The following is a 6,049-nucleotide window of genomic DNA, read 5'->3' on the forward strand; positions in this document are numbered from 1 at the left end:
CTGGTGAAGTTCTGCGCGGAGCATAGCATCAGCCTTGTCCCTCAGGGCGGGCGCACGGGGCTGGCAGGCGGGGCGGCGACGTCCGCCGGTCAGGTGATCTGCGATCTCGGCGGGCTCAACCAGATCGAGGAGATCGATCCGTTCGCGCGCGTGGCGATCGTGCAGGCGGGGGTGACGCTGGGTGCGCTGCAGGAGGCTTGCGCCGTCCACGGGCTAGACCCGGGCATCGACCTTGCCGCGCGCGGCAGCGCCACCATCGGCGGCATGGTTTCCACCAATGCGGGCGGCATCATGGCGTTTCGCAACGGCACGATGCGCCATCGCGTGCTCGGCCTTGAGGCCGTGCTGCCGGACGGGCGGGTGTTTTCCGACCTCACCCGGGTGCTGAAGACCAGCGCCGGCTACGACCTGAAACATCTCTTCATCGGCGCGGAGGGCACGCTCGGCATCGTCACCCGCGTCGTGGTTCGGCTAGACCTGGTGGCAGGCGCCGGCGCCACGGCGCTGGTCGGCGTGCCGGATGCGGCCAGCGCGCAGCGCGTCGTGCGGCATTTCCTGGGCTCGACCAGCGCGCGGCTCAGCGCCGCCGAGATCCTGTGGCGCAATTTCGCCTCGCTCATGCAACGAGCGCTGGGCTACGCGCCCGGCAGCCTGCCGCTCGACGCGCCCTGTCTTCTGGTGCTGGGGCTCGGCGCAGACTCGATGGAAGCGGCGCGGGCGGCGCTGGAGGACGGGCTGGCGGCGGTCTGGGAAGAGGCCGGCATTCTCGACGGGCTGGTCGCGAGCTCGGAGGCCCAGGCCGCGGCGATGTGGCGGCTGCGCGAGGAGACCGTCGAGATCGAGCGCGCGCACCCCATGGCGCCCTCCTTCGATGTGTCCGTGCCGGGCGGCGCACTGGACGCCTATGTGGCGCGCATCGAGGCGGAGCTGAAGGCGCTCGACGCCTCATACGCGCCTTACGTCTACGGCCATCTCGCCGACGGCAATCTGCACATCTCCATCAATTGCGACGGGCCGGTTTCGCATGAGCGGCACGAGGCGATCGAGGACGTGCTTTACGAAGGTCTACACGAGGCCGGCGGCTCGTTTTCGGCCGAGCATGGGGTGGGGCTAGAAAAGCGCGAGGCCTATGAGCGCCACGCGGATCCGGTGAAACGGGATTTGGCGAAGGCGATCAAGGGATTGATCGATCCGGCTGGCGTGATGAATCCGGGGAAGGTCGTGGGGTGAAAGCACCTGTTTCCTCGCCTGTGCAGAGCGGGACACGCTGAGAGACCATCGAGGCAGAGGGGTGAGAAGGAACGAGGCGCTGTTCCAACCTGGCAACCGGCAACCAGGCAACCTACCCCGCCATTCTCGCCACGCCGGGCGACACCTGCCGCATGGAGCTGGGCGCGATGCCATAGGTGCGGCGGGCGGTGCGGCTCAGATGCGCGGCGTCGGCGAAGTTGGCGGCATGCGCGGCATCGGTCCAGGAGGTTCCGGCATAGCCGAGCTCGAGCGCCCGGTTGAGCCGCGTCCACAGAAGATAGGCGCGGAAGGAAATGCCGGTCTCGGCCACGAAAAGATGCCGGAAGCGGCCGGCCGAAAGGCCGACATGCCGCGCCACGCTTTCCAGGTCCAGCGGCTCGGCCAGCAGCCGGTCGATGAAGGCGGTGGCCCGCAGGATACGCGGATCGACCGCACCCGCCGGGGCGGTTCCGGACAGCGCGTAAAGCACTTCGAGCGCGGCGGCCTCAAGCTCCTCGTCCGGGTCGCCGGCGTCGAATTTCCTGCGTAGCCCGGCGGCGAGCGGCGCGATCTCGGCCGGCGGCACGCCGACGATGCCACCTGCGCCGAAGCGGCCGATCAGGCCGCGGCCGAGCGCCGATTCCGGCGCGCAGAACAGATGCGCGATCATGCGGCCCGGCGCCTGGAACGTGTGCGGCAGGTCGGGCGGGATGACGGCGCCCGCATAGGCCCGCCAGGGCGCCGCGTTATCCGTGCGGAACTCGACGCGGTCTGACAGGGCGATGGCGAGCTGGACAGCATGGTGGGCATGCATTTCGCTCGGGCCCAGAGCCTGCCCGATCCACAGGCTGCCGCCCGACCAGAAGATGATCCTGCCGATGCCCGCGATCCCCATCGCATCGGTATGCCACGAATCGCGCGGGCCGGCAGCCCCTACGTTCAATCCAGCAGGCGCGCGGGCGGCTATGTGGCGCGCCATCGCAAAACATGGAGCCGAAAAATGACCACCACGCACTTCATCGATGGCCTCGCCGCCATCGACCGGCGCAGCGCCGCCGTCGCGCAGCCCGCCGGCCAGCGGGGATGCCTGCGCCTCGCCTCATGGCTGCTGCTTGCCGGACAGGTCCTTTACATCGCCGTCACACAGTTCCACGCCGGAGGCGAGGCCAACGACCATCACGCCATCTTCGCCACCTATGCCGCGAACGCCATCTGGATGGCGGTGCATCTCGGCCAGTTTGCCGCCATGGCGATCCTTACCGCCGGCCTGGTGGCGCTGTCCCTGGCGCTCGACGCCGAGGCCGGCGCGGCGCGTTGGCTTGGCCGCCTCGGCGCTGCCTTCGCCCTGGCGGCGCTGGCGCTCTACGGCGCTTTGCAGGCGGTAGACGGGGTGGCGCTGAAGCAGGCGGTGAATGCCTGGGCGGCCGCGCCGGACGCCGAGAAGGCGGCGCGCTTCGCCACCGCCGAGTCGATCCGCTGGCTGGAATGGGGCATGCGCGCCTACCAGGATTTCGCCTTCGGCCTGGCGCTGCTCGTCTTCGCAGCGGCGCTGGCGCGCGTCGCCTGGCTGGCGCGGCCGATCGCCTGGCTGGCCGAGCTCTGCGGCCTTGCCTACCTGGCGCAGGGCTGGGTGGCCGGCACGCAGGGTTTCACGAGCGCGCAGTCGGTGGCGATCGTGCTGTCCTGGGTGCTTGGGCTGGCCTGGATGGGTTGGCTAGCGGCGCTTTCGCCGAGGCAGGACAATTGACCATCAAAGACGGCGGGAGCGCGGGCGGATGCGACGCTCTCGACGCCTGCATGGCTCAAGCCGCCAACTGCACGTCCCGCGCCGCCGCGATCATCACGCCGGCCAGCAGCCCGTACGCCGCCGTCCAGGCCAGGCGCACCTCCGACGTGAATGCTTCGCCAAGGCCCGTCTCGAGCGTCTCGATCAGCGCCTGGCCGACGGTGGCATAGTGATGCTCCTCGACGCCGTAGCCGACATGGCGCCGGGCGAGGTCCTGAACGGTGGGCAGGATGGTTTCGGCGCGCGACAGCCCATGCGTGACGAAGCCCAGCGCGGCCATCAGCTTGGCGCCCTGCTTTTTCATGTCGGTCTCGCGAAACAGCGGCTTGAGGCTGCCATCGAGGGCGAACAGCTTCTCGCAGAACAAAGCCGCGGCGGCCTCCTTGATCGGGACGACCTCGCGAAAACTGTCCTGCACAAGCTTGATCTGGTCGGGTGTCATCGGCGCGTAGCTCCTGGGTTCCGGGAGCCAGGACCATCCGGCTCGAGCGTTTCGCAAGCATGCCGGTTGTAGGGAGGGTGTGTTTCAGCTTGGTCTCTGGAACGTATCAAGCCCTATGAAGGAAATCGGCAAGTGTTGGCGGGACAGCGCGCCTCATCATGCGCTTCTCAAGGACCAGAGCGCGAGGAACCAACTGCCATCAACCTCTTCGCCGCGTCCGCCGCCGCCGTGCAGTAGCTCTGGTCGCCGTGGATCAGGATCATCACCATGGTTCCCTCGATCAGCACGAACAGCTCGCGCGCCCTCTCCTTCGGCGACGGTATCCTGGCTCCGGCAAGCATCGTTTCCAGCTGCTTTTCCATCAATGCCTTGTGCTGGCGTGCGATCAAGCGCGCGGGGTGGCCCGATACGTCGGCGAGCTCGATCGCCAGCCGGGTGAAGCCGGAGCCGGCCCAGCGCGGCTTGGATGACCATTTGGCCAATCCCTCGAACAGCTTATCGATCAGCGCGTCGGCACCGCCCGACAGCTCGATACCGTAGTTCTGGAAATCGGCGAAAGTGCGCTCATGCTGCGAAACGAGCACGGCAGTCAACAGCGCGTCCTTGCTGTCGAAGTGGTAGTAGAGCGTACGCTTGGTGACGCCGGCGGCCTCAGCGATCTCCTCCATGCCGACGCGGAAGAAGCCCCGGCGGCGAAACAAGTTGTACGCCGCCTGGAGGATCACGGGCCTGGTCGCGTCGGATGCTCTGGGCATGAGCGCTGCCGTCGATAAGTATACTCGCAAGTGAATTTACATCAGGGACGACCTGGCCTTCAATGATCAGCATTCTCTAATATTCGAAGGGAGGACGGCGATGGAACGAGTGGTCCCCACGGTGCGCGATATCCCAACAGGCATCGTGACCTTGCCCGACGAATTCAGGGCGGCGTCGGCGGCGCCAATGCTGATGGCCGGGATGACCTGCGTCGAGGACCTGCGCAAGGCGGCGCGGCGGCGGGTGCCGCGCGCCTTCAACGACTATCTCGAAGCCGGCTCCTATGCCGAGCAGACGCTGCGTGCCAACCGCGCCGACCTCGAGCGCATCACGCTGAAGCAGCGCGTGCTGGTCGATGTCGAGCAGCGCGACACGGCAACTACAATTCTCGGCGAGAAGGTCTCGCTGCCCGTGGCGCTGGCGCCGATTGGGCTCGGCGGCATGCAATGGGCCGATGGCGAGATCCTCGCCTGCCGCGCCGCCAAGACCGCAGGCGTTCCCTACACGATGAGCACGATGTCGATCTGCTCGATCGAGGACGTGGCTGAAGCCGTCGACTATCCGTTCTGGTTCCAGCTCTATGTGATGAAGGATCGCGGTTTCGTGCGCTCGCTGGTCGAGCGGGCGATCGCCGGCCGTTGCGGCGCGCTGGTGCTCACCGTCGACCTGCAAGTGCTGGGCCAGCGCCATGCCGATGTCAGGAACGGGCTTTCGGTGCCGCCGGCATTAAAACTTCGCACGATCCTCGACATAGCCGCCCATCCGGCCTGGGCGGCCCGCATGCTCACCGCCAAACGCTGGACCTTCGGCAACCTCGCCGGCCATCTCAAGGGCGAGGACGATGTCCGGGCGGTGGCGGACTGGGTAGCGCATCAGTTCGACGCGACGCTGAATTGGAGCGACGTCGAGTGGATCCGGAGCATATGGCCGGGCAAGCTGATCGTCAAAGGCCTCCTCAACACCGACGATGCGCGGAGCGCCTGCGCGGCCGGTGCCGACGCCATTGTGGTTTCCAACCATGGCGGCCGGCAGCTCGACGGCGCCCCCTCGACGATCTCGATGTTGCCCAGGATCGCGGAAGCCGTCGGATCGGAGGCGGAGGTGTTGTTCGACGGCGGCGTGCGCTCGGGCCAGGATGTGATGCGAGCGCTGGCCTTGGGTGCCCGCGCCTGCCTTGTCGGGCGCGCCTATGTCTATGGCCTCGCCGCCGGCGGCGAAGCCGGTGTGGCCACGGCCATCGATATCCTGCACAAGGAGCTGTCGGTCACCATGGCGCTGACAGGGACGCGCAGCGTCAATGAGATCGATGGCAGGGTGCTGAATTAGCGAGTGCCAATCGCAGATCGAAGACGCGCCACCCCTACTCGCACTGGCGGCGCGGGCCGCCGTCGAAGGGTTGGTAGGTGTTGTCGCGCGGATCGTAGGAGCGGTAACGGCTGAAGCAATAGTCGACGTGGTCACCTCGAACCGCCCGACCCGATGCCTGGGCGGCCTCGGCCTCCGGCGAAATCTCTTCCGGCGGGGCGCCATAGGTGGTGGCGTAGCCGTCACCGGACGGGGCGTAGCCTTCCATCTCGGCCTGGTCGTCGCCCACCCGGTCGTCGGCCATGGCGCCTGGGCGATCGTTCGCTGCCGCCTGATCATTCTGGCCGACGTCGGTGGAAGCGGTGCGGTCGCCACCGGGGTCGTAATAGGGCGAGATGCAGGGACGCAGCTCGCCGCTGTAGGAACGGTAGCTGTTTTCCGCCGGGCGGTAGCTGCGATAGCGGGTGGCGCACCATTGCAGATGGGCAACGGGCAGTTGCTGTTGCTGCGCCTGCTGATCGGCCGAGGCC

General features: G+C 67.6%; 7 protein-coding genes. 3 read left to right on the plus strand and 4 right to left on the minus strand.

The window, feature by feature from the left end:
* The coding region (locus tag EOD07_RS18705) for an FAD-binding oxidoreductase (protein ID WP_164772340.1) at positions 1 to 1,230 on the plus strand (1,230 nt) is incomplete at its 5' end.
* Positions 1,231 to 1,342: 112 nt separating this feature from the next.
* Here the strand turns inward: EOD07_RS18705 and EOD07_RS18710 are convergent.
* Complete coding sequence (locus tag EOD07_RS18710; protein ID WP_164772341.1) at positions 1,343 to 2,125, minus strand: AraC family transcriptional regulator; 783 nt, start codon at positions 2,123 to 2,125, stop codon at positions 1,343 to 1,345.
* A gap of 105 nt (positions 2,126 to 2,230) precedes the next feature.
* Here EOD07_RS18710 and EOD07_RS18715 point away from each other — a divergent pair, with 105 nt between their 5' ends.
* The gene (locus EOD07_RS18715; protein ID WP_206519494.1) at positions 2,231 to 2,977 is read left to right on the plus strand and encodes a hypothetical protein; all 747 of its coding nucleotides are present in this window, start codon (positions 2,231 to 2,233) and stop codon (positions 2,975 to 2,977) included.
* Positions 2,978 to 3,032: 55 nt separating this feature from the next.
* On the opposite strand, the gene EOD07_RS18720 is transcribed toward EOD07_RS18715, so the two are convergent.
* Positions 3,033 to 3,458, minus strand: a complete 426-nt coding sequence (locus tag EOD07_RS18720; RefSeq protein ID WP_127236525.1) for a globin family protein — start codon at positions 3,456 to 3,458, stop codon at positions 3,033 to 3,035.
* Positions 3,459 to 3,625: 167 nt separating this feature from the next.
* Complete coding sequence (locus tag EOD07_RS39090) at positions 3,626 to 4,213, minus strand: TetR/AcrR family transcriptional regulator (RefSeq protein WP_127236526.1); 588 nt, start codon at positions 4,211 to 4,213, stop codon at positions 3,626 to 3,628.
* Positions 4,214 to 4,406: 193 nt separating this feature from the next.
* Here EOD07_RS39090 and EOD07_RS18730 point away from each other — a divergent pair, with 193 nt between their 5' ends.
* Positions 4,407 to 5,540 (plus strand): alpha-hydroxy acid oxidase, encoded by a 1,134-nt coding sequence (locus EOD07_RS18730; protein ID WP_127236528.1) that lies wholly within the window; start codon positions 4,407 to 4,409, stop codon positions 5,538 to 5,540.
* A gap of 34 nt (positions 5,541 to 5,574) precedes the next feature.
* Here EOD07_RS18730 and EOD07_RS18735 read toward each other — a convergent pair.
* Positions 5,575 to 6,049 (minus strand): BA14K family protein (locus tag EOD07_RS18735; protein ID WP_164772342.1); only part of this gene is annotated, 475 nt, incomplete at its 5' end.

This window comes from Mesorhizobium sp. M2C.T.Ca.TU.002.02.1.1 (assembly GCF_003997225.1).

Excerpts from the sequence above, each read along its gene's own strand:
- EOD07_RS18715 (WP_206519494.1), top strand. The coding sequence starts at position 2,231 with ATGACCACCACGCACTTCATCGATGGCCTCGCCGCCATCGACCGGCGC.
- EOD07_RS18720 (WP_127236525.1), bottom strand. The coding sequence starts at position 3,458 with ATGACACCCGACCAGATCAAGCTTGTGCAGGACAGTTTTCGCGAGGTC.
- EOD07_RS18730 (WP_127236528.1), top strand. The coding sequence starts at position 4,407 with ATGGCCGGGATGACCTGCGTCGAGGACCTGCGCAAGGCGGCGCGGCGG.
- EOD07_RS39090 (WP_127236526.1), bottom strand. The coding sequence starts at position 4,213 with ATGCCCAGAGCATCCGACGCGACCAGGCCCGTGATCCTCCAGGCGGCG.
- EOD07_RS18710 (WP_164772341.1), bottom strand. The coding sequence starts at position 2,125 with ATGGGGATCGCGGGCATCGGCAGGATCATCTTCTGGTCGGGCGGCAGC.